17 protein-coding genes are annotated in these 25,572 nt (G+C 36.4%); 13 read left to right on the top strand and 4 right to left on the bottom strand.

Translation table 11 applies throughout. The features are described 5' to 3' along the window. Window positions 1–164: 164 nt before the first annotated feature. Entirely contained in the window at window positions 165–2,522 is a 2,358-nt protein-coding gene (locus CD003_RS08440) for an FdhF/YdeP family oxidoreductase (protein WP_096200697.1), read from the top strand. Window positions 2,523–2,897: 375 nt separating this feature from the next. Continuing rightward, window positions 2,898–4,358: an alanine/glycine:cation symporter family protein gene (locus CD003_RS08435; protein WP_096200696.1), complete on the top strand. Its 1,461-nt coding sequence runs from the start codon at window positions 2,898–2,900 to the stop codon at window positions 4,356–4,358. A 129-nt stretch (window positions 4,359–4,487) separates the two neighbouring features. On the opposite strand, the gene CD003_RS08430 is transcribed toward CD003_RS08435, so the two are convergent. Genes CD003_RS08430 through CD003_RS08420 form a run of 3 tightly spaced genes read right to left on the bottom strand, consistent with a single transcriptional unit; the run spans window position 4,488 to window position 7,436 of the window. Beyond that, a complete protein-coding gene (locus CD003_RS08430; protein ID WP_096200695.1) occupies window positions 4,488–5,387 on the bottom strand; it encodes a glycine betaine ABC transporter substrate-binding protein in 900 nt (299 codons plus the stop codon). A gap of 19 nt (window positions 5,388–5,406) precedes the next feature. Continuing rightward, window positions 5,407–6,237, bottom strand: a complete 831-nt coding sequence (locus CD003_RS08425; RefSeq protein WP_096200694.1) for an ABC transporter permease — start codon at window positions 6,235–6,237, stop codon at window positions 5,407–5,409. Further along, window positions 6,234–7,436: a quaternary amine ABC transporter ATP-binding protein gene (locus tag CD003_RS08420; protein ID WP_096200693.1), complete on the bottom strand. Its 1,203-nt coding sequence runs from the start codon at window positions 7,434–7,436 to the stop codon at window positions 6,234–6,236. Before CD003_RS08420 ends, CD003_RS08425 begins: the two co-directional genes overlap by 4 nt. A 353-nt stretch (window positions 7,437–7,789) precedes the next feature. Between CD003_RS08420 and CD003_RS08415 the strand changes: the two genes are divergently transcribed. The 11 genes from CD003_RS08415 to CD003_RS08365 all read left to right on the top strand — a co-directional run bounded on the left by CD003_RS08415 (window position 7,790) and on the right by CD003_RS08365 (window position 24,589). Then, window positions 7,790–11,239, top strand: coding sequence for a BadF/BadG/BcrA/BcrD ATPase family protein (locus CD003_RS08415; RefSeq protein WP_096200692.1), 3,450 nt, complete (start codon window positions 7,790–7,792; stop codon window positions 11,237–11,239). A 25-nt stretch (window positions 11,240–11,264) separates the two neighbouring features. Next, complete coding sequence (locus CD003_RS08410; protein WP_096200691.1) at window positions 11,265–12,875, top strand: 2-hydroxyglutaryl-CoA dehydratase; 1,611 nt, start codon at window positions 11,265–11,267, stop codon at window positions 12,873–12,875. A gap of 224 nt (window positions 12,876–13,099) precedes the next feature. Further along, complete coding sequence (gene recQ, locus CD003_RS08405; RefSeq protein WP_096200690.1) at window positions 13,100–15,247, top strand: DNA helicase RecQ; 2,148 nt, start codon at window positions 13,100–13,102, stop codon at window positions 15,245–15,247. Window positions 15,248–15,250: 3 nt separating this feature from the next. Further along, complete coding sequence (locus CD003_RS08400; protein WP_096200689.1) at window positions 15,251–16,300, top strand: DUF3900 domain-containing protein; 1,050 nt, start codon at window positions 15,251–15,253, stop codon at window positions 16,298–16,300. A gap of 426 nt (window positions 16,301–16,726) precedes the next feature. Then, window positions 16,727–17,773, top strand: a complete 1,047-nt coding sequence (dctP, locus tag CD003_RS08395; protein ID WP_096200688.1) for a TRAP transporter substrate-binding protein DctP — start codon at window positions 16,727–16,729, stop codon at window positions 17,771–17,773. A 300-nt stretch (window positions 17,774–18,073) separates the two neighbouring features. After that, complete coding sequence (locus CD003_RS08390; RefSeq protein ID WP_096200687.1) at window positions 18,074–18,904, top strand: 3-hydroxyacyl-CoA dehydrogenase family protein; 831 nt, start codon at window positions 18,074–18,076, stop codon at window positions 18,902–18,904. 47 nt (window positions 18,905–18,951) lie between these two features. Next, entirely contained in the window at window positions 18,952–20,484 is a 1,533-nt protein-coding gene (locus tag CD003_RS08385; RefSeq protein WP_096200686.1) for a class I adenylate-forming enzyme family protein, read from the top strand. A 22-nt stretch (window positions 20,485–20,506) separates the two neighbouring features. Further along, complete coding sequence (locus CD003_RS08380; protein ID WP_096200685.1) at window positions 20,507–21,178, top strand: TetR/AcrR family transcriptional regulator; 672 nt, start codon at window positions 20,507–20,509, stop codon at window positions 21,176–21,178. Window positions 21,179–21,202: 24 nt separating this feature from the next. Continuing rightward, window positions 21,203–22,381, top strand: coding sequence for a thiolase family protein (locus tag CD003_RS08375; protein WP_096200684.1), 1,179 nt, complete (start codon window positions 21,203–21,205; stop codon window positions 22,379–22,381). A gap of 15 nt (window positions 22,382–22,396) precedes the next feature. Beyond that, complete coding sequence (locus CD003_RS08370; protein ID WP_096200683.1) at window positions 22,397–23,176, top strand: enoyl-CoA hydratase/isomerase family protein; 780 nt, start codon at window positions 22,397–22,399, stop codon at window positions 23,174–23,176. 204 nt (window positions 23,177–23,380) lie between these two features. Further along, window positions 23,381–24,589 (top strand): sensor domain-containing diguanylate cyclase, encoded by a 1,209-nt coding sequence (locus tag CD003_RS08365; protein ID WP_096200682.1) that lies wholly within the window; start codon window positions 23,381–23,383, stop codon window positions 24,587–24,589. Between the two features lie 209 nt (window positions 24,590–24,798). On the opposite strand, the gene CD003_RS08360 is transcribed toward CD003_RS08365, so the two are convergent. Next, window positions 24,799–25,497: a hypothetical protein gene (locus CD003_RS08360; protein WP_096200681.1), complete on the bottom strand. Its 699-nt coding sequence runs from the start codon at window positions 25,495–25,497 to the stop codon at window positions 24,799–24,801. Between the last annotated feature and the right edge of the window lie 75 nt (window positions 25,498–25,572).

Raw genomic sequence — 25,572 nt, 5'->3', positions numbered from 1 at the left:
GCGACCCTGCCCAAGACTCAACCACCGTAGCTTTCTTACTATAATAAGAAACATTACGGTGGTTTTTTTAAAAAGATTTACTATTCATGAAAAGTAAACTGAATTAATCCTATAGATGATGTTGAAAAAAAGAGAACCTAAAAGTAAGTAAGGAGTTGTTATAAATGGGGAAAACAAAACATACTGGACCAATGAAAAAATCAAAAATGCCAGCGCCTAAACACTGGGTAAGTCCGATTCCATTTGGTCTTGGCAAAGTGAAGCCAAAGCATATTCGTGAGTCTTTTAAAACAGTCTGGGAGAATAAAGACAATTTAGGTTATGCAGCAAACATTATTACTAAAGGTGTTTGTGATGGCTGTGCACTTGGGGTATCTGGACTATATGATCAAACATTAACAGGACCACATATGTGTACAACAAGGTTTAACGTACTTCGTTTGAACACAATGCCAGCAATTAAAGAGGAAATTCTTCATGCTGATATTGATGAATTACGACAATACTCAAGTACAGAACTAAGAAAACTAGGTCGTATTCCGTATCCTTTAATTCGTCGTCCAGGTGAAAGAAAATTCTCTCGATTATCGTGGGATGAAGCAATGGATATGATCGCGAAGAAAATGAAAAAGCTAGACCCTAAACAATATGCTTTTTACTTAACCTCAAGAGGGATTACAAATGAGTCTTACTATGTAGCAGCGAAAGTAGCTCGTTTTCTAGGAACAAATCATATTGATAATGCCTCTCGTATTTGTCACTCACCAAGTAAGACTGCACTTAAAAGGTCAGTTGGCGTGGGCGCATCTACTGCGAACTATCAAGACTGGATTGGAACGGATGTCCTTTTATTTTGGGGAAGTGTTGCTTCTAATGCATCGCCAGTTTCAACAAAATATATGTTAGAAGCGAAGAAAAAAGGAACAAAAATTATTGTTGTCAATCCTTACAGAGAGCCTTCTATGGATGAATACTGGGTTCCTTCTGTTCCAGAATCAGCACTTTTCGGTACAAAAGTTGCTGATGATTTCTATCAAGTAAACATAGGTGGAGATATTGCGTTCATGCACGGAATTATGAAGCACTGGTTTGAAATGGAAGAGAAGCAACATGGCTCTGCTATTAATCACTCATTTGTTAAGGACCATGTAAATGGTTATGGAGAGCTAAAAATTAAAGTCAAAAAACAATCATGGGATGAGATTATTGCATCATCAGGAATCACGAAAGAAAGAATTATTGAATTATCAGAGCTATTAGCTAGAAGTAAAAACGCGGTGTTTGCTTGGTCACTAGGTTTAACAATGCATTCTTTTGCAACTGATAATATCTCACAAGTGGCAAACTTAGCCCTTTTACGTGGTTACTTAGGTCGTAAATATAACGGATTAATGCCATTCCGTGGTCACTCATCTGTTCAAGGTAGTGGTGAAATGGGAGCTGATCCATTTGTATTACCAGGTGGAGACTTTAAAGGTGATAACATCGGTCGAATTGAAAAGTTATGGGGCTTTAATTTACCTAGATGGCAAGGGGATATTGTTGGGGTAACACTTGAAAATATCGTTCTTCCAAAGGAACACGAACGTAAAATCAAACTTTATTATTTATCTGGCGGTAACTTCTTAGAAACAATGCCTGACCCTGATTTCGTTGAAAAGGCATTATCTGAATTAGATATTCGCGTTCATCAAGATATCATTTTAAACACGTCAACCCTCGTTGATGCGAAAGAAGCAGTCATTGTCTTACCTGCAAAAACACGCTATGAGCAAGAGGGCGGGGGTACATCAACATCAACTGAACGCATGGTATACTTCTCTCCTGAAATTGAAGGCAATAAAAACAAAATTGAAGAAGCACGTACTGAATGGAAGATTTACGTAGATTTGGCGAAGCGAGTGAAACCAGATAGTGCTCATTTAGTAGATTTTAAAAATGCACAAGAAGTCCGTAACGAAATAGCAAAAGCAAATCCGAGCTATGAAGGAGTCCAGCATCTGAAAAAGCAAGGTGACGTGTTCCAATGGGGTGGTGCATGGTTATGTGAGGACGGTATTTGCCCAACAGCAGATGGAAAAGGTAGCTTAATTACAGTTGATATACCAGACTTAAATAAGAAGCCTGGTGACTTCTATATTACAACAAGACGTGGTAAGCAGTTTAACTCAATGGTCTATAGTGAAACCGACCCATTTAACCGCTCTGAGCGTTTTGATGTGTTAATTAATGAAGAAGATGCTAAGGAGTTAAGTATCCAAGAGGGTGAAGGGATCGTCGTTCACAACCAATTTGGTGTATTCCAAGGACGCGCGAAATTTGTTTCTATTAAAAGAGGGAATCTGGGCGTTCATTTCCCAGAAGGTAACTTCCTACTACCGAAAGGACGCTACGAGAAATTTGCCGGCATGCCAGATTACAATATTGCTGTAAAAGTAGAGAAAGCGGACCGTTTTAATGCACGTAAAGATACTAAGTATTACGAAAAACCAATTAATGAATTAGAAGAAACAGTAAGCTAAATATTATGTAAAGGCAATCTCAAAAGGAGGCCGCTGAAAAAGTGTGATTTTCACTTTTTTCAGCGGCCTTTAAGTAATGCGCGAAGCCGTTGCCTCTTTTCAAAAGCACGCTATGAGTGGTTTTCTCATAGTAAGCGCGCAACTTGCGGAGCCATTACCACTTCTTGAATCGTCTATATTGGACTTTTTCAGTGCCCTCTCTCAAAAGGGTCATTCCTTTTATGGGGATTGCTTTTTTTCTTTCATAAACAGTGTTATAAAATCTAACAACTTTCAATACTTTAGAAATAAAATATTTTACTATTGTATTGTGGTAAAGTGTATCTTATAATTTTGAATTAACAGAAAAGAAAAAATGTGAAATGGGGGTTTTTTATGGAAGTGGTTGTGAACTGGTTAAATGGTGTTCTATGGAGTACACCGATGATTATTCTTTGTTTAGGGGTAGGATTACTTTTCTCTATTCTTACTCGCTTTTTACAGGTTCGACTTGTAAAAGATATGGTCATGCAAATGTTTAAAGGAAAAAGTTCAGAAGCAGGTATTTCTTCTTTTCAAGCATTAACAATTGCATTATCAGGGCGTGTAGGTACAGGGAATATTGCAGGTACGGCTACTGCGATCGCCTTTGGAGGTCCAGGTGCAGTATTCTGGATGTGGATGATTGCTTTTATTGGAGCAGCAAGTGCTTTTATCGAATCAACATTGGCACAGATTTATAAAGAAAAGCAAGATGGACAATATCGAGGTGGTCCAGCATATTACATTGAAAAAGGTCTAGGGTGGAAGTGGTATGCTGTACTATTTGCTTTCTCAGCTTTACTAGCAATGAGCTTACTTATGCCAGGAATCCAAGCAAATTCAATTGCCCTTGCTGTTGAGGGTGCGTTTGGTTTGCCTGAACTTTACACAGGTCTTATATTAATTGCAATTATTGGGGTTATTATTTTTGGTGGAGTGAAACGTATTGCAAACGTTGCTCAGATTGTTGTACCATTTATGGCTTTAGCATATATACTACTTTCGCTTATTATTGTGGCGGTTAATATTACTGAGCTTCCAGCAGTTATTAGTTTAATTATAAGTAGTGCATTTGCGTTTGATTCTGTATTTGGTGGAATTGTCGGTTTAGCGATTGCATGGGGAGTTAAACGTGGTATTTATTCGAATGAAGCTGGTCAAGGTACAGGACCGCACGCAGCAGCTGCAGCGGAAGTATCACATCCAGCAAAACAAGGACTTGTGCAAGCCTTTTCTGTTTATATTGATACATTACTTGTGTGTTCAGCAACAGCTTTTATGATTTTATTTACTGGAATGTATAATACAGTAGACCCTAATGGTGGGTTTATCTTTAATAGTTTAGGTGATATTACTGCTGGTCCCGCCTATACTCAAGCAGCAATAGAATCAGTACTTCCAGGGTTTGGTGCTGGGTTCGTAGCAGTTGCATTATTCTTATTTGCTTTTACTACGATTATGGCATATTACTATATCGCAGAAACAAATATTGCTTATCTAACAAAAGGAAAGCAGAGCTTACGTAGTATTGGGATGTTCGTACTTAAAGTTGTTTTACTACTAGCTGTTATTTTCGGGGCTATACGTGAAGCAGAGCTTGCTTGGGCGTTAGGAGATATTGGTTTAGGGTTGATGGTATGGTTAAATATGATTGCGATTGTTCTTTTAGCTAAGCCTGCGCTAAATGCTTTAAAGGACTATGAAAGTCAAAAGAAACAAGGATTAGACCCACAGTTTGATCCGAAAAAGCTTGGAATTAAGAATGCTGATTATTGGGAAAATGAGCACGTGAAAGATGATAAAAACGCATCATAGGAACAAAACCGCAAAAGCGGTATTTGTTTGATTATCAACATAAATGTATTTTAAAGTAATCACTAAATAGAAAGGGAATGTCCAAAGGTGAAATTGTACCTCTGGACATTCCCTTCTCATTTTCCTTTATTATTCGCCCTTCATTTCATTAACTCTTTGCTCATTATTTTCAATCCATTCTCTTGCTACATCATCTTCATCTTCACCTTCATCAATTTTAACGATCATTTCTTCCACATCAGCTACTGGTATATTCCAATTACTTAAGAACTCATATGCTTCAGGTGCTTTATCTTTAAAGTCTATATTCGTTAAAACATGAACCTGTGAAGTTTCGAAATATCCTCTGTCTTCCTCTAACACTTTTAAATCCCAATTAACGAACATTGGGTGAGGTCTCCATCCTAAAAACAATACAGGGTTACCCTGTCCAATTTCACGTCGTGCTTGTGAAAGCATACCAGCTTCACTAGATGATACATATTCTAGGTCTAGTCCATAATCTTCAATTATTTCTCGTGAAGTAACTGTTATACCAGCCCCTTCATCGATACCGTATATTTTTCCATCAAACAAATCTTCGTTTCCTTGTAATTCTTCAACAGAGTTAATGTCCATGTCAGCCGGAATTACCCAACCAAGCTCACCTTCTTCATAACTTACAGCTGTATCATCAATTGTATCACCATATCGTTCCATATAATTTGCATGCAGATCTGGTAACCATGAGTCCATAAATACATCGATATCACCACGAGATAAGCCTGTATAGACAGCCCCAGCGTCTGCGCTTTGTAAATGAACTGTATAACCCATGTCTTCTAAAATTTGTTTAGCAACATAAGTAGGAGGGATTGTACTCGTCCAAGGTGTAACCCCAAATGTTATCTCTACATCTTTTGCTTCTTCTTTAGTAGCTTCTTCCGTATCTTCAGCTGGTGTTTCCTCTTCCGGTTCTGCCGCTCCACAACCAGCCATGATAGAAAAGAAAAGTAATAACATGATACATATCTTCATTATTTTTTTCATGTGATTTAACTCCTTTTTATTAATTTCGTTTTCCGATACCTTGAGTTACTCGGTCTAAAATAATCGCCAGAACTACAATACCTAATCCACCGACTAAGCCTAACCCAACATTGACACTAGATATCCCAGCTAATACTGTCGAGCCTAAACCAGGTGCCCCAATCATGGATGCGATAACTGCCATTGAAAGGGAAAGCATAATCGTTTGGTTAATACCCGCCATGATTGTAGGTACTGCTAATGGTAATTGTACTTTAGTAAGCATTTGCCATGATGTCGAGCCGAATGCTCTTGCTGCTTCCGTTACATCTTCAGGTACTTGCTTAATACCAAGGCCCGTTAAGCGCACAGCTGGGGGAGTGGCAAAGACAAACGTTGCGATAACTGCTGGAACACCACCTAATCCAAACAGTAAAATAGCAGGGATTAAATAGACAAAACTCGGTAATGTTTGCATAAAGTCTAATGTCGGACGGATAACGCTCTCTGCTGTTTCGGATTTTGCACTCCAAATCCCTATTGGCACACCAATTATAATTGATAATAATGTAGCAACAAGAACAATGGAGAGAGTTTGCATCCCCGCAACCCAAAGGTCAACACTCCCTAAGTAAACAAGCCCAATAATACTAAAAATGGCAACACCTTTACCTGCTAATCTCCATGCTAATATGACAATGATAATCGTCATAACAATAGGTGGAATTCCAATTAATATCGATCCTACTAAATTTAATATAGCTGCAATATACGTACTAATTACATCAAAGAAACCACCTAAAACGGGAAGCAACCAAAAGTCAACAAAATCATTTGTCCATTCTTCTAAAGGGAGGTAGAAAAAATTCACGCTTCATTCACCTCTTCCTCATCATCTTTTCCTAATGCTAAACCAGAAAGGATTGATACCCTTACGATGATTCCCAAAAACTTATCATCTTCAACAACCGCAATTGGATATTTTGTTTCTGCTGCAACCCCAATTAATTCATGAAGAGGTGTATCAGGGGAAGTAGTTGGGAAATCAGTCACTAATGTATCCTCAACCCATTTATTTTCCTTTAATGCTTTTAATGCATCATCGATTGTTAATAAACCTTTAAGCTTTCTTTCTTTATCAACAACAAAAATACTTGATATCCCTTTTTCCTCCATCTTACGAATTGCGACACGAGGGCCATCCTTCATTGTTGTCACAACATCAGGCTTTTTCATAACATTAGAAGCTACTAATACTTTTGACCTGTCCACATCCTGAACAAAGTTTGAGACGTATTCCGTTGCAGGGTTAGAAAGGATATCTTCTGATGTTCCTATTTGAACAATTTTTCCATCCTTCATAATTGCTATCCGATCCCCTAGTTTTAACGCTTCATCTAAATCATGAGTAATAAATAATATCGTTTTCTTTAAATTGCTTTGAAGCTGTAATAATTCATCTTGCATTTCTTTACGAATAAGTGGGTCAAGGGCACTAAAGGCTTCATCCATTAATAAAATGTCTGTTTCATTAGCAAGAGCACGAGCAAGTCCAACGCGCTGTTGCATTCCACCACTTAATTCATCTGGGTAGCTTTTTTCATAGCCTTTAAGTCCAACCACTTGAATTGATTCTAATGCACGCTTTTCTCGTTCTTCCTTCGGTACACCTTGAACCTCAAGACCGTATTCAACATTTCGTAAAATTGTACGATGAGAAAATAAGGCAAACTTTTGGAAAACCATTCCAAGACTTTTACGGCGGACATTCATAAGTTCCTGCTTGTTCATCTTGGCAATGTCCTTACCATCAATTAAAATCTCACCATCAGTCGGTTCAATAAGACGGTTAATTAACCGAATGAGTGTGGATTTTCCGCTACCTGATAGGCCCATAATAACAAAAAACTCGCCTTCCTTAACGGTGAAATTTGCCGAATTTACCCCAACTGTCATTCCAGTTTCTTTTAAAATTTCCTCTTTTGAGTGACCTGCCTTTAGTCGCTTTATTCCTTCAACTGGCATAGGTCCAAAAACCTTACTTAGATTTTTCACTTCAATTTTATCCATAAACAAACTCCTTACTTTAGAAACTGATCTAGTAGGACTAAATTTAATATTTGTAACTTTGGTTATAAAATACATGACTCACAAAGAAAATAGACGATTCGTGATGTTTTTATTGTTATAACATGAAAAATTAAATCTTTTTCAGAAAAATTATGTCAGCAAACAATTTTAAGAGGAATTCGAAAATATGTAGGAAAGGACCATTTTATTTGTATTGTTTGATAATTTTAAATTGTGTTAAAGTATGATTGAGGAAAATTAATCCATTCATGGTATTCATAATTAAAACTAAGTATATATTGTTAATTAATTCCATAAATTAAAAAACATAAAATCTATAGGATGTGGTCTTTGTGACGGGTGGGAACCAAAGCAGTAATTCTTTAATCATTGGTATCGACGTAGGCTCCACAACAGTGAAAGCAACAGTCGTTAATCCATATACAAAAGAAATTTTATGGTCCGATTACAAGAGACACCATACGAAACAAGCAGAAAAGGTACTAGAGTTTCTAGTAACAATCGGAAACCAATTTTCTCATGTAGCTACACAAGACATTCGAGTATTCATAACAGGTTCTGGTGGTGGATCAATTGCAGAATACATTGGTGCGAAATTCGTACAAGAAGTAAACGCGGTCACAATGGCAGTTGAGGAACTCCATCCTGATGTAGGAAGTGTTGTAGAGCTTGGTGGTCAGGATGCAAAAATCATCATATTTAAAGAAAACGAAGAAACTGGTGACAAGCAAGCAATTACATCTATGAATGATAAATGTGCCTCAGGGACAGGTGCAACTATTGATAAATGCATGATAAAAGTAGGCTTACCAGAAGCTGAAGTAGCCAAGCTTCAATTTGATGATTCAAAACTTCATCATGTAGCGGCAAAGTGTGGAGTTTTTGCAGAAACAGATATCGTCAATCTAGTAAAAAGTAGTATTCCTTCAACTGAGATTATGTGCTCACTAGCAGATGCTATCGTCATGCAAAATCTTTCGGTATTAACAAGAGGTAATACATTAAAACATAAAGTACTTTTACTTGGAGGTCCAAATACATACTTACCATTCTTACAACAGTGTTGGAGAAAGCGAATACCTGAAGCATGGAAACAACGAGGATATAAATACCCAACAGAACTTCCGATAGAAGAATTGATTTTTATACCAGAGAACTCACAGTATTATGCAGCGTACGGAGCTGTTATGTACGGAATTCACGAACCTGCTGATGTTGGGATTTATAAAGGAATTGAACAACTAAAAACATTTATTACCCATGGACGTAAAGCGAAACTCGGTGAAAAAGCGGGTGACCCACTTGTCCAAACAGAAGATGAGTTACATCATTTTAGAGAAAAGTATAGTATTCCGAAATTCAGCCCACCAACGTTCAAGAAGGGTCAAACAGTGAGAGCTGTTATTGGTGTTGATGGAGGTTCTACTTCTTCGAAAGCTGTCCTTGTTGGAACCGACGGGGAAATTCTCTTAAAAGAATATCAACTCTCAAAAGGGAATCCGATACAGGATACGAAGGAACTATTAACGAAGATTCGAGACAAAGTCTATTCACAAGGGGCTTCTCTTGAAATTTTAGGTTTTGGTGCAACAGGCTATGCCGCAGATGTATTAGAAAAAACTCTACATGCTGACGTAAATATTGTCGAAACAGTGGCGCATATGAATAGTGCTGTTCATTATTTTGATGATATAGATGTCATTTGTGATATTGGTGGTCAGGATATAAAAGTATTATTTTTAAAAAATGGTGATATTCGAAACTTTAGATTATCAAATCAATGCTCGGCTGGAAATGGAATGCTTCTTCAAGCGATAGCCGATCAATTTGGCGTGCCAATTCAAGAGTATGCAGATACGGCATTTAGAGCAGAGCTTTCACCTAAATTCTCTTATGGCTGTGCCGTTTTCTTAGATTCGGATCGTGTCAATTTTCAAAAAGAAGGTTATTCAAAAGAAGAATTACTAGCGGGACTTGCATTAGTGTTACCAAAAAACGTCTGGCAGTATGTTGTACAAATTCCACGGATGGCGGAATTAGGTAGGAAGTTTGTCCTTCAAGGAGGAACACAGCATAATTTAGCAGCTGTAAAAGCACAAGTTGATTACATAGAAGAGAGAGTTCCTGATGCAGAAGTGTATGTTCACCCACATTCAGGTGAAGCAGGCGCTATTGGAGCAGCGATGGAAACATTGCGTGTTGTTAATCGTAGAGGCTACACAACCTTCCTAGGGTTAGACGCAGCAATAGGTATTTCTTATTCTTCTAGAAATGATGAATCTACTCGTTGTGGATTCTGTCCTAATCTATGTAGCCGCACATTTATCGATACTGTCACACCTAATGGTCAAACCGCTCGCTATATTTCTGGATTTAGCTGTGAAAAAGGTACGGTAGAAGATAAGAAAGCTGTCGTACAACTAACTCGTGAACGTAATCAGTTAAAAAAGGAATATCCGAACATAGTAGATTATGAAGCTAGGCGATTATTTCAACATTTTTATGAACCAGACACACTCCCTAAAGAAGGTACTATGATTGAAGATGTTAAGCAAAAGCCCGTACTTTTAGGATTACGTAAAAAGCAAGTATCATATATGCGTCAATTTAATCGCTCATCGATAGAAGCTCAAGAATGGCGTAATCAAATACGAATTGGCATACCAAAAGTACTAAATATGTGGTCTACCGCTCCTTTTTGGCGAACTTATTTTGAAGCACTCGGTGTAAATGAGAAGAATATTACTTTCAGTCACGACACAACAGAAGAAATGTTGCAACAAGGTGGAAAATACGGCTCAATTGACCCGTGCTATCCATCAAAAGTAGCTCAAGCACATGTTCATCATCTTTTGTATAAGCGTCACCGCGAAGATAATCCATTACATGGAATCGTTTTTCCTTGCATTACTCACATACCGACTTACTTACAAAATGTGATGGATTCCACATGCTGTCCAATTGTTGCAGGAGCACCAAATGTAATCAAAGCCGCATTTACAAAGGAAACCGACTTTTTCAAAGAAAAAGGCGTCAAATACTTCGACCCTGCTGTAACTTTTACAGAGCCTAACATGTTGAAAAAGCAACTATTTGAGGCCTTTGAGGAATTTTTACAAGTGACTGAGGATGAAAGTGATTTTGCAGTAGAAGAAGCTTGGAAAGCATTGAAGCTATTTGATGCAGAGATGCAGGAGAAGGGGAAAGCAATCCTAGAACAGTTAGAAAAAGACAATAAGCTAGGAATTCTATTAATTGGTCGACCGTATCACTTAGACCCAGGATTAAATCATGGGGTACTAGATGAATTTCAAGTATTAGGATATCCAATTCTGTCAATGCGTTCAATTCCAAAAGATGAAGAATGGTTGAAGCGATTCTTTCTGGAGGATCTTGATAGTGGAAGAGTAGAGCACTCTCTTGAAGTAACAGACGTATGGCCAGAGAATTTCAGTTCGAATAGTGCACAGAAGGTATGGGCTGCCAAATTTGCTGCTCGACATCCGAATGTAGCCTTACTAGATTTATCAAGCTTTAAATGCGGTCACGATGCACCAACATACGGCCTCATTGACTCGATTGTTTCAACTGCAGGCAAAGCCTACTCAGCTCTACATGATATTGATGCAAATAAACCAACTGGCTCAATAAAGATTCGTGTGAAAACATACGCCCATAGCTTAGAGCTTCATCAAGAAAGACTAGAGGATATAGCAAGTAAAAAAAGAAAACTTGAACTTCTCATTGAAGAAAAGCGTAATGAACTAAGGAATTCTAACTAATCTACAAAAAAGGAGGCTTATATTAATGACTGTTAAAGATATTGACCAGATTGAAGAGAAGCTTGAACAATTTAAAAAAGAGCAAGAAGAGCAATTGGGGATAACAAAAAGTCAATGGTTTGATCCTGTGCCTAGAAAGTTCTTAAAAAAAGATAAACAATCAACAACTATTCTTACTGGTGGTCTAACAGTTGCTCATGATTATTTGTTTGAAGGAGTCATGAAAGGTCTTGGCTATAAAATTAAAAGCTTGGATTGTGCTGATACTGAATCATTACGATTAGGTAAAGAGTTTGGTAACCGCGGTCAATGCAATCCTACATATTTTACAGTTGGGAATTTAATTAAACATCTCATTTATTTACGAGATGTAGAAGGTAAAACAAAGGAAGAGATCGTTAGTCAATATTTATTTATGACGAGTGGTTCTTGTGGACCATGTCGTTTTGGTACGTACGTAACAGAATATCGAAAAGCATTACGTGATGCAGGCTTTGACGGATTTCGAGTCCTTCTCTTTCAACAAACAGAAGGGGTTAAGCAAGTGACAGGCGAAGAGTCCGCGCTTAAATTAGAGAGCTCCTTTTTCCTCTCTATTATGAAAATTATCATGCTCGGTGACATTTTAAATGCAATTGGATATCAAACCCGACCTTATGAAATAGAGAAAGGAGCAACAGATAAGGCATTAGAAAATTGTAAACAAAAGCTATATCATGCTCTTAGTAATCGAAAATGGCTTCTCCCTGTGTTACAGCAATGCCGAAAAGAACTAACTCAAGTGAAAGTAAATCCCGCAATTGTTAAACCAAAAGTGAGCCTTATCGGTGAATTTTGGGCTATGACAACAGAAGGGGATGGAAATTATCAGCTTCAGAGGTTTTTAGAGGAAGAAGGTGCTGAAGTAGAAGTTCAATCGGTAACTGCATGGATTCTTTACTTAATTTGGGGTGGGCGCTACGATACAAAACGCCGAATGAATTTACGAAAAGCTGATTCAGGAAAAACAGGATTGAAAGGGAAAAACCCATATTATCGGTTAGGTTTGTTAGGGGTTACCGACAAAGCAGTTCGAATAGTTTTTCAAGCCTATGCAAAGACCCTTGGACTGCGAAATTACACTCTTCCGAATATGGATGAATTGGCTGAAGCCGCAAATGCCCATTATAATAATCATTTACGTGGTGGCGAAGGTCATATGGAAGTCGGAAAACTAATATTAAATGCGAAGAAGAACAAAGTAAACATGACAATTTCAGTTAAGCCATTTGGCTGTATGCCTTCTTCTGGGGTATCAGATGGTGTTCAATCTCTAATTACTGAGCGTTTTCCTGAGGCAATTTTTCTTCCAATTGAAACAACGGGAGATGGTGCGGTCAATGTTTATAGTCGAATCCAAATGATGCTGTTCAAAGCAAAAAAAGCAGCTCAGAAAGAATTTGATGAAGTATTGCAATCTAAAGGACTTACGGTTGAGGATGTTAAAGAGACGAGAAAACAACACTCCATTAATCCATTATCAATTAAACATAACGGAGTCGCATGTACAGCAGCAAATTTCATTTATGAACTTCCAAATAGTAGAAAGTCTAAGATTAAGAGAACGATCCACCAAGTTAGTAACACAGTGAAATAATAAAACAACGCACAAATTTCATTTATTAATAAGTTTGTGCGTTTTTAATGTAAAAATTATGCTATTATTTATAAAAGTAGACATGTTTTTTGTATATAACTCCCCTGTTACAAACCTTCTTATTTTCCAAATGATATCCCACTTTATTTTTTCTTCTCTCTATAAAATTAGTTTGATAACCCGTATAATAGGTTAGTAGATTACTTGAAGAAAAGAGGTATTATATGCTACTACAGGCTGAAAAGCATCTGCAGCATTATTTTGGTTATCCTTCTTTTCGCGAAGGACAAAAAGACATTATTGAACGTGCTTTAACAAATAAAGATACACTGGGAATCATGCCAACAGGGGGCGGTAAATCTATTTGTTACCAAATCCCGGCAGTGATGGCTTCAGGGATTACGATTGTTATTACTCCTTTAATATCACTCATGAAAGACCAAGTAGATTCTTTAACTGAAGTGGGAATTCCCTCCACTTATTTGAATAGTACTCTATCAACTAGTGAATACAAAAATCGTATAGAAGAAATTAAACTCGATGAATATCGCCTTGTGTATGTGGCGCCCGAGAGACTAGAAGATTACGCTTTTATGGAATTGTTACAATCAATTCCTGTTTCAATAATTGCGATTGATGAAGCACACTGTGTTTCAGAATGGGGACATGATTTCAGACCTAGTTACAGGCGTATCCCTCAGTATATTGAACAGATTAGACCAAAGCCAACAGTGATGGCGTTGACAGCAACAGCTACCCCACAAGTTCAAACAGATATATGTTCGTTTTTTAACATAACAGATGAGAATACAATTGTTACGGGGTTTCAGCGCTCAAATCTATCATTTAAGGTAGAAAAGGGGATAGACAAGCTTTTATATATTGATAGATATCTAGAGAAAAATAAACATGACTCTGGGATTATCTATGCTTCTACACGCAAAGAAGTAGAAAAAGTATACGACCGTCTTCAAGCAAAAGGATATGAAGTAGGAAAATATCACGGTGGGATGAGTGAAAAAGAGCGTTCCTACAATCAGGATGAATTTTTAAAAGATAATATTACGGTGATGGTCGCAACAAATGCCTTTGGAATGGGAATTGATAAAAGTAATGTACGGTATGTGATACATTATAGCCTCCCGAAAAATGTAGAAGCATTCTATCAAGAGGCTGGACGTGCAGGGCGTGACGGGGAGGAAAGTGAATGTATCTTATTATTTTCCCCTCAGGATGTACAAGTACAGAAATTTTTAATTGAACAATCTGTATATGATGATGAACGCAAATCAAATGAGTATAAGAAGCTTCAACAAATGGTTGATTACTGCCATACAGAGCTTTGCTTACTTCAATATATTCTAAACTACTTTGCCGATGTAACAGGGGAACCGTGCGGTAAATGTAGTAACTGTCTTGATACAGGTGAAGTCTTAGATATGACAAAGGAAGCGCAAATGGTCATGTCATGTATCATTCGTATGAAACAAAAGTTTGGTAAAACAATGGTTGCTCAAGTATTAGCAGGTTCAGGTAACAAAAAGGTTAAGCAATTTCAATTTGACCAACTATCAACCTATGGCATACTCAAGCAGTGGAACAGTAAGCAAATCACACAGTTTATTGATTATTTAATTGCGGAACAAATAGTTCAACCTTCAGATGGAGCTTTTCCTACGTTAACAGTGAGTGAAAAAGGTCTATCTATTCTGAAAGGAGAAGGGACAGTCTTTAGGCGTGAGCAGGTCGTAATCCAAAATCTAACAGAGGATAATGAAGTATTTGAAGCACTTCGTCAGCTTAGAAAAGAAGTAGCGTCAGAAAACCATATTCCACCGTACCTCGTTTTCTCTGATAAAACATTACGAGAGATGAGCCAGGTCATTCCTCTAACAGAGGAAGAGCTACTCTATATTTCTGGTGTAGGACAAAATAAATTAGAAAAATACGGTTCTTCATTCCTAGAGTTGCTACAAGAATTTCAAGAAAAGAAATCCACAACATTGAATCAACCTATACACTCCGCTCCTAAAAAGACAACATCTTCTTCTGGTCAAAGCCATTTAGAGACATTAGAATTGTACGAGCAAGGAATGTCTGTTGAGGAGATTGCTAAGGAACGGGGACTCTCAAATACAACAATAATTAATCACATTATTAAATGTAACAATGATGGAAAAGAAGTAGATGTGAAACCATTAGTGAAAGTAGAGCACATCAAATTAATTTTAGATGCGATAAGAGAAGTGGGTGCCGAGAGATTAAAGCCAATTAAAGATGCATTACCAGAAGAAGTTGGGTATGAAGAAATTCGACTCGTACTAGGCTGTCAGGATACACTTTTGGATGAAATTACAACTATAGAGGAGTAACAGATGGATTTCATAGTTAAATATATATCGTTCTTTGTAGTACAAGACGAGCAAGAGGAAAAGGTTTACAAGCATTATCAGACACTTGATGAAACTGGCTATGATGCTAGTGAGCTGAAGACATTTTTAGATGGAGAATTAATGAGAATTACAAATCGTAAAGTGGAGCGTCATCCTAAATCAGATCAGGTTCCAACGAAAATTGGCCGCTTTGTTGTAGAAGAAGGGTATGACTTAGGTAGTAACCCTAATTATAATCTATTTAAACGTATTCGTAATGCTGATACGAAGGATGACTATACGACAGCAAGCAATCAGCTTGTTCGCACCTACTTGGATGCAAGTGCAGTAAGAGGCGGTGTTCTATTAATTGCACAAGCAAAACTGAACAAATATTTTGATGAACCATTTGTGTTTGTTATTAAATGTGATTTTGAACAAAAGATTGCTTCGATTACGAACGAGATGACATTAATTCGTCAAGTAGAGACTGCCATTAGTGCGAAAAATATGAAGTCAATCATGTACCCATACATGCCAGAAGAGGGAATGCTCGAAACATGGGAGCTAAAGGTCCATCAAGCTTCACATGCTCGTTATTTTGAAGACTTCCTCAAATATGTTGAATACGAGAAAACAATTACAAATATCGTCAGTACGCAGGTAGTCGAAATGGCTTCACAATACATTGCCGAAACGTATCAAGAAGAATCGGAAGAACGTGGAAAAGAAGAAAGTGCATTAGAAGCATGGGCAACGAGTCCTCAAAGAGAAATACAAGAAAAATGGACACAAGAGCAAGTAGTAGAAGCTTCAGCACATCTAGTAGAACAAATGCCAGAGCTTGAATTGAAAATGAAGCTAGACAATATTCAAATCAAAGCACTACTTTCTGATTTTGGTGATAGTGTTCATATTGCCAAAGTGAATGGGAAGTACATTCTCCTTATCGAAGGGGATGGAATTGAATTTGGAAGTGGACACTCACCAGTAGAGATGCTAAAGCCTGGTGAACTGCATGAGGTGATAGAGAAGATAGGTAGGCGTGGATAAATTCCTGTTATCTTTAAGGGAACCAAGAACCAAGTCGTAATTGAGCTTGGTTCTTGGTTATTTTTTTTGTGAAAAATAAATTTTGACTGGGGTTAGGAAATGAAGTGAAACAGAAAAAAGACAAAAAGATTGAAGCTCGTTTTCGTATTCATGAATGATTATATTTAAATAATAGAATTTTAAATGTAACTGAACTAAAAATGGTCAGCGTGGCTATATAATACTGAGTTTATATAAATGAATTGAACATCACTATTTAAAATTTTAAATAATAAAAATTAAATTGAAAGGCAAAATATTGGTTTTATAATTTAAAAAATGAATTAGTTCTCACTTATATACTAAAAAGTATTGACTTAACCAAATTATTTATGTAATATTCTGAATATAAAATAAATAATTAAAAATGAAAGGGGTTACAAAAGTATGGTATTTAGAAAAAACTCAATATTTAGTAGCTTTTTTGCTCTAGCACTAGTCGTTTTACTATTATCTGCATGTAATACGAGTACTGAATCAGATGTCACTGAGGGAGATGGTTCATCAAGCTCTGACAGTGAAGAAACATTTGTATTTAAATTAGGACATATTGCACCAGATGAGCATTCATACACAAAAGGAATAGAGGCTTTCGCTGAAGCGGTTGGAGAAGCAACTGATGGAAGAGTGGAATTTGAAATTTATGGTAACGGACAGCTGGGTGGAGAACGTGATGTCGTTGAACAAGTTCAATTAGGCTCACTTGATATGACAATCGTAACTGCAGGTCCAGTAGGAAACTTTGTAGACAAATTTTCTGTACTAGAAATGCCCTTCTTATTTAGAGATATTGACCATGTATATAATACGTTAGATGGAGAAGTTGGCGTTGAACTAACGGAATTATTAGATGGTGCTGGTTTTAAAACACTCGGAATTTGGGAAAATGGTTTTAGACATTTAACAAATAACAAGCTGCCAATCGTTACACCGGAAGATATGAATGGCTTAAAGATGAGAACTGTAGAAAATGATATTTACGTAAGTACGTATCAATCACTAGGTACAGATCCTACACCAATTGCTTTCCCTGAATTATATACATCCTTTTCACAAGGATTAGTAGATGGTACAGACCTATCTTATGGAGTAAAGCACTCAACCAAAATGTATGAGGTTCAAAATCATTTAAGTGAAGTTGGAATTTATTATGCTGCAGCACCAGTTTTAATGAATATTGATTTATTTGAATCACTTCCTGCGGATATTCAACAAATCCTTGTTGAAAAAGGTGAAGAATGCAAAACAATTCAACGCCAAATGAATCAAGATATGGAAGAAAAGCAAAAAGCTGATTTGAAAGAACTAGGTGTTGATATTGTTGAAAGTAGCGAAATAGATATTGATAAATTCCAAGTTGCTGTTGAAAAAGTATACGAGCAGCAAGGAGCACGTTTTGGTGATTTAATTGAACGAATTCGTGCAGTTGAATAAGATTACAACATAGGTAGTATTTGACAAACAAAAAAAGTGTCGTTTCAATAAGGCCACAAAAAAGTGTGATTTTCACTTTTTTGTGGCCTTGAAGTAATGCGCGCAGCCGTTGCCTCTTTTCAAAAGATTGCAATGAGTGGTTTACTCATAGCAAGCACGCAACGTACGGAGCCATTACCACTTCTTGAATCGTCTAGATTGGACTTTTTCAGTACCCTCCATTTCAATACACACTTTCTTTGTTTTGTTACAGAAACTATTTTTACATTCAGTGTAAGGCTGACATAGGGAGGAAATAAAATGAGTTATCAAATTGGAGTAATTGGTTCAGGCATCATGGGGAGAGGAATAACTGAAGCATGTCTTCTATCTGGCTTTAAAGTAAAGCTCTACGATATTGATTCGGAGGCTTTGTCAAAAGCTGTGATAAAAGTAAAAAATGCAGCAGAAAGAAAAGCTCAGCCAAAACTAGCACAAGGGCTTGAAAATTTAGAATCATGTAACAAAATAGAGGATTTTCAAGATTGTGATCTTGTTATTGAGGCAGCTACAGAAAAACTTGACGTGAAAAAAAGCATCTTTCAACAGGTGGAAAATGTCGTATCAGAACATGCAATTCTAGCTTCTAACACATCGGGTATTTCTATTACAGCAATTGCTTCTAGTTGTACCTATCGAAATAGAGTCATAGGATTACATTTTTTTAATCCAGCACAAAAGATGCCATTAGTAGAAGTAATTAATGGTCTTGAAACGTCAAGTGAGGTTACAGAAAAAGCGAGTGAGTTTGTAAAGGCATTAGAGAAAACTCCCATCTTAGCGAAAGATGTACCTGGCTTTGTTGTTAATAAAATTGTGACACCAATGCTAAATGAAGCGATGCATATGCTAGACAATGGAGTTGCTTCAAAAGAAGATATTGATCAGGCGATGAAGCTTGGAATGGGGCACCCAATGGGGCCATTAGAATTATCTGATTTTATCGGTTTAGATACGTTATTACACTTCTTAGAACATTTACATAACCAAACAGGCTTGGATCACTATCGCCCATCAAACCTACTAAGACAGAAGGTTACGGCTGGACACCTAGGAAGAAAGACGGGTCGAGGCTTTTATAACTACGAGTAAAGTTGTCTATCAAATAATTTTATAAGTAAGAAATTGGAGGGATTGATATGAAAAAGTCATTACTAGTTGATTTTCTTGAAAAGCAATCAGAGAAACATTCTAATAAAAATTCAATACTTTTTTATGAAGATACGTATACGTATAGCGAGTTAAACTCTTTAGTTAGTAGATTCGCAACTGGCCTTTTTACCAACTTTGGTATAAAAAAGGGAGATGTCGTTGCGATACAATCCTCCAATAGTGTTGAATATGTGATTACACTTTTTGCATGTTGGCGAATAGGAGCAACACTAACACCATTAAATCCAGCTTTAAAATCAGAAGAAATTCACTTTCAACTAGAAAATTCTGAGGCAAAATGCTTCATATATGAAGGCTATATTGGAGACAAAGCAAGAGAGGCTGTGAAATTATTAGAAAAGAGGGTTCTGCAGATTGTTTTTAATGGGACTAAATTGAAGGATGAACTAGAATTTACAGAGGTTTTTGAATCTAATTCATTATTACCTAAAGATGAAATCATATCTATAAATGAAATAGGTTTAATTATTTATACATCTGGTACGACTGGTAAACCAAAGGGAGTTATGCTAACTCATTCTAATATTATTGAAATGGTTTATATGTCTATTTCGTCATTAGAACTCACTGAGGAAGACCGTTCATTTTTAATATTACCTTTATTCCATGTAAATGGGATTATTTTTACGCTAACGTCTGTTCTAATGGTTGGTGGAAGTGCTGTAATTAGAAAAAAGTTTGTGCTTGATGAATTTCTCTCATGTATCGAACAATACAAACCAACTTTCACTTCGGCAGTTCCAACGATATACGGAATGCTAGCAAACCTTCCAAAAAATGAAGAAAATAAGTATAATTTACAATCATTACGGTTTGGCATATGTGGTGCAGCACCAGTATCTTTAAATTTATTTGAACGGTTTGAATCTCGTTACCCTTTTAAATTGATTGAAGGTTGGGGACTTTCTGAAGGAACATGTGCCACAACATTAAACCCAATTGATGGAAAAAGGAAAGTCGGTTCTATAGGGCGTGTCCTTACTGGTCAACAATTACAAGTTGTAGATGAAGAAGGTAGTGAAGTTCCAACGGGAGAAAAAGGTGAATTAATAATAAAAGGACCTAATGTGATGCAAGGCTATTTAAAAAGAGATGACGAAACGAAGAAAACTCTTAAAGATGGCTGGCTTTATACAGGTGATATAGGGTATAAAGATGAAGATGGTTTCTTTTATATTGTAGATAGAAAGAAAGATTTAATAATTCGTGGTGGTATGAACATTTACCCTAAGCAAATTGAAGAAATACTGTATCAAATCCCAGAGGTTTTAGAAGCTGCTGTTGTTGGTGTTCCTGATGAGCTATACGGAGAAGAAGTTCTCGCTTATGTTGTATTACGAGAGAAGGCTACAATTTCTGAAGATGATATTATTCATTATTGTCAGAAAAGAATGGCAAATTACCGTTGTCCAAAGAAAGTTATTAAATTAACAGAACTTCCTAAGAATGCAGTAGGTAAAATTACAAAAGGACCTTTACGTGATATGGCGACGACATAAATAATTAAACAAAGGTGAAAAAATGACAAGAAAAAAAAGTAATAAATCCGATTTAATATTAACGGCTGCTAAGAAGGTATTTGCAGATGAAGGCTATCATAGTACATCAGTATCTCGAATCGCGAAAGAAGCAGGGGTTGGAGACGGTACGATCTATTTATATTTTCAAAATAAAGAGGATATTTTAATAAAACTCTTCCATACAGCAATCTATCATCAGTTTGTCCCAAGAGCTGAAACGATTATTGAACATATGCATGATCCGAGAATGATGCTGTACGAATTAATTCGAAATCATTTAGATTTCTTTGGTAATGATTATGAATTGGCAAGAGTGATTCAAATCGAGTCAAGGCAGTCTAATGCAAATATAAGAGAGTCGCGGTTAGAAGGTGTACGACGCTATTTTCAATTAATTGAAACAACCATTACTAAAGGACAGGGCCAAGGAATTTTTAGAAATGATATATCAGCAAGAACAATAAGAAAAGTAATTTTTGGCTCATTAGATGAAGTAGTTACTTGTTGGGTTTTATCAAATAAAAAGTATTTATTAATTACGAAGGTTGAAGAAGTTTATAAATTACTATTGCAATCTGTTTATGATTTTTCACAGCTTGGTCAGTTCCCGTTAGTCTCTCCTGTAAGACAAGTAGAACCTTTTAATAATAAGGGAACAATAGATAGTAAGTAGATAAAGAGAGTTAGGGGTGGAACAATGAATGAAGTAGTAATTGTAAGTGCAAAAAGAACACCGATTGGACAATTTAATGGAAAGCTTAGAGATATTACAGCCAAAGATTTAGCGAAAATCGTAATAAAAGATTTAATAGATGAAACAAAGTTAAATCCAAAGGAAATTGACCAAATTATTGCAGGAAACGTAGATCAATCATCAGATGCACCTAACTTAGGTAGAATTGCAGCGTTAGAGTTAGGTTTACCAACAGAGATTTCCTCTTATACTGTTGCTCAAAATTGCGCCTCAGGGTTACAAGCTTTTATCAATGGAGTTCAAGCTATTAAAGCGGGTGATTCTGAGGTTAGTCTAGTAATTGGCGCTGAAAGTATGAGTCAGATTCCATACATTGTACGTGGAGCAAGAAATGGATTTAAAATGAGACATCAACAGCTCACCGATAAATTATGGGAAATGTTACATGACCCGGTTGAAAATATGATGATGGGTGAAACCGCAGAAGTAGTTGCTGAGGAGGAATTTATTACAAGGGAGCAACAAGACCTTTACGCAATCTCAAGCTACGAAAAAGCACAAAAAGCGAATAAAGATGGTGTTTTTGCAAAAGAAATCGTTCCTGTTCAAGTAGAAGGAAGAAGAGGAGAGGTTTATACGATTGAAGAAGATGAGCTTGCAGGAGCAGGTATTACCTATGAACGTCTTTCAAAACTAAAACCTGCTTTTAAAAAAGAAGGGACAGTAACACCGGGTAATTCGTGTGGAATGAATGATGGTGCGGCTGGATTACTTCTTATGAGCAAAGAAAAAGCAGAGTTATTAGGCTATAAACCACTTGCTAAAGTGTTGTCATATGCTAGTGTAGGGGTTGATCCAAAGAGAATGGGATTAGGTCCTGTACACGCTGTTCCAAAGGCATTAGAAAAGACTAATTTAACAATCGATGACATTGACCTTTTTGAATTAAATGAAGCGTTTGCCGTACAAACATTAGCTTGTATTAGTAGATTAGGTATTGATAGAGAAAAGGTAAATCCATTTGGTGGGGCAATCGCTTTAGGCCATCCCGTCGGAGCAACAGGAGCTAGATTACTAGTTACATTGCTAAATGGACTCAAAGACTTAAACAAACAGTATGGAATTGCTACTCTTTGTGTTGGTGGTGGTCTTGGAGGAGCGGTAGTTATTGAGAGAATGTAATATTAGGAGGAAAATATGACGAACCAAAACAAAGTTAAAAAAAATGTACAAGTAGAATTACTGGAAGAGATTGCATACATTACATTAAATAATCCCCCTGTAAATACAATTAGCTTTAAAACGATGAGTGATATACATGAGGCGTTATCCGTGATTGAAAATAACGATAAGATAAAAGCTGTCATTTTAAAAGGTAGTAATGGTCACTTCATGGCTGGAGCAGAGCTAAATGAGTTTAATGAAATCGATACAAAAGCGAAAGGAACTGAAACTTCTTATATCGGACATCACCTTATGGATAGAATGGAATCCTTTCCAAAACCTATCATTGCATTAATTGAAGGAGCTTGTCTTGGTGGAGGGATGGAATTAGCTCTAGCTTGTCATATTCGTCTTGGAGCTATGAATAGTGTATATGGTTTCCCTGAAGTAACACTTGGACTTATTCCAGGTGCAGGCGGAACGCAGCGCCTTCCAAAAGTCATTGGCCTTTCAAAAGCGAAACAAATGATATTAACAGGCGCAAAAATTGGTGCTGAAAAGGCTGAGCAGCTTGGAATTCTTGACGGTGTTTATGCGAATGACGAACTTGATAATGCAGGAAAAGAACTTGCAGAAAAAATAGCGCAAAATGGAGCGATAGCACTTAAGTATTGTATGCAAGCAATAAATGCAGGTTGGCTTGGTTCAGAAAAAGAGGGTTACCGTACAGAAGCAGAACTTTTTGGAGCTTGTTTTGAAACAGAGGAAAAAAAAGAAAGAATTGAAGCATTTTTAACGAAAAGGAATAAATAAGATATATAGCGAGGTTGTCTTAAAAGGTTGTTATACACCTGTAAGACAACTTCTATCTTTTTACTAAAAAATTGAAAATCTACTATAAACATAATGTCATTGATAGATGTACTTTTGTTATTGAAAACATTAGGCGAAGAAGGTATGATAGTTAGGGTTAAACACATTTAGATAGTAATAATTACGTTTGGAAATAGGTGGATCATGAAACAAAAAAGTATTATAACATTAGGAGCATTACTTACAACTTTACTTGCTGCATATACCGTATTTGATATAATAAGAAATGATTATAGTTCTATACACTTTATGAATATGCTCATAGTTATTTTCATTGCTACTCTATCAATATGGCTCAGTAAAAGGTATGAGAGACTTATAGTCGTATCTCAGGATTTGAAAGTAAAAAATGATAAATTAGAAGAGAGCCAGAAAGAATTAGAACAACAAAACAAAGATTATGAGTTACTAATAAACTCCTTAGATGGTGCCGTATTTTCGTTAGAATTACAAAAGAACCAAGTCTATTTTTCAAAGGGTGCTGAACAAATTTTTGGGTATTATTTAGAAGAAGAATTTGGTCATAATCCTTACTTCTGGAAGGAATTTGTTCATCCTGATGATCGTGTAACAATCGAAGAAGATGAAAAACAATTAATGCTTGGGCATTCAACGAAAGTAGAGTTTCGAATTATTCACCCAGAATCCGAAGAAAAATGGCTGATAAAAAAAGCAGAGCCAATTAAGAATTCAGAAGGAAAAGTGACTAAAATAAATGGTCAACTTATCGACATTACTAAGCGAGTACTCTTACAAAATGAATTGAAGCAACTTGCTTATTTTGATGATTTAACAGACTTACCTAATAGGAAATTATTAGACCGTCATATTGAAAAGGCGCTCGCACGTTCGAAGAGACACAACCATAACTTTACATTAATGTTTATCGACTTAGATGATTTTAAAATTGTAAATGATACGTTAGGTCATGAAGCGGGAGATACACTACTTAAAGAAGTGGTAAGTAGACTCAATCATTCAATTAGAGACGAGGATTTAATTTCAAGAATTGGTGGGGATGAATTCATCGTTGTTTTTGAAGAAACGAATAATGAAGAAATTGAAACAATTGCCCAACGAATTCTAGATAATGTTAGCCAACCATATCTGATTAATGAACAAGAAGCGAAGATCTCACTAAGTATTGGTGTAAGTATGTACCCAGACGATGGTGAAGATAAAGAAACACTGATCGACCATGCGGACAAGGCAATGTATTTTGCAAAAAATAACGGAAAAAATAACTTTAAAATTTACACGTCTGACTTAAATGAATTAGAAGTTAAAAAAGTAGGGCTTCTAGATAAATGGGTCGATGCGATACAAAATGCCAAAATATTTAATCGGAATTAAATAAAGTAGTGGAAGTCCTATCCAATTTGGGTAGGATTTTTCTTATTATGAATCCCGGTATTTAATGTATGGCTTTCCAAATAGCAATAATATCTTAACGACTCATGGAAAAAAGCATAGTAACAAGCAAAAGCGTAAGTGCCAACAGCACTTACACTTTAGAAATTAAAAAGGTTTTCAATCCATAATTCAAAAAACATAACTCAACATTAACACTCCCCGTCCATCAACATTTTAATTTCTTCATAGAAATCTTCATTGTAAGAAGTAACAACATGCACTCGAGCTCGCTCTAAAGGAATTGTTTCTTTACATCTTTTCCCTTTACAAGTTACTTCATCTTGATCAGTCTTAATTAAATATTTGTTTCGTTTTTTACACGTAGGGCAAGTTGCGCTTATTAGATGTATCTTTGCTTTCTTAGAAAAAGCACCAGCTGTTGTATCCTTCGTTTCCTTTGATAGTTCCTGAAAAAGAACAGCATTTGTAGCCGCACGTCCTGTACGTTTAATAAGTGTATCAAGAGTCATGATTGGTTTTGGATTACGTGTCGGATTTTTCTTTACTTTGATGTTATCAAACTCATCGATTTCTAATAGACCATACCCTTTAGGTACTTCCTCATTTTTAAGTAGGTTGACAGGTGTCATCAGATAGGCATAATCTGCAATGGCATGATAACCATATGGCGCATGGAGAACGTCATCTCGCAAAAAATCACTTCTAGACACTTTGACTTCAATAATTCGCGATTCTTTTCTTTTTAAATTAATGCCGAGAGAATCAGCTTTTAATTTTTTTCTTCGGACAAATAGTTTCACTTCGCTAGCACATAAATCCGTCATTTTTCCTTTCAGCCAGTAGAGGGCTTGTCTTTTAAAATGTTCATGAAGATTACTTTCCATCATCTAAGTCCTTTCGTCCATTAATTCTATCAGTTAGAGTACCATATGCGTGTAAAGATTGCATGTAAATTATCTTGA

It is taken from the genome of Bacillus sp. FJAT-45350 (assembly GCF_002335805.1).
Classification (GTDB): domain Bacteria; phylum Bacillota; class Bacilli; order Bacillales; family NISU01; genus FJAT-45350.
This window is presented reverse-complemented; position numbering and strand designations above follow the sequence as displayed.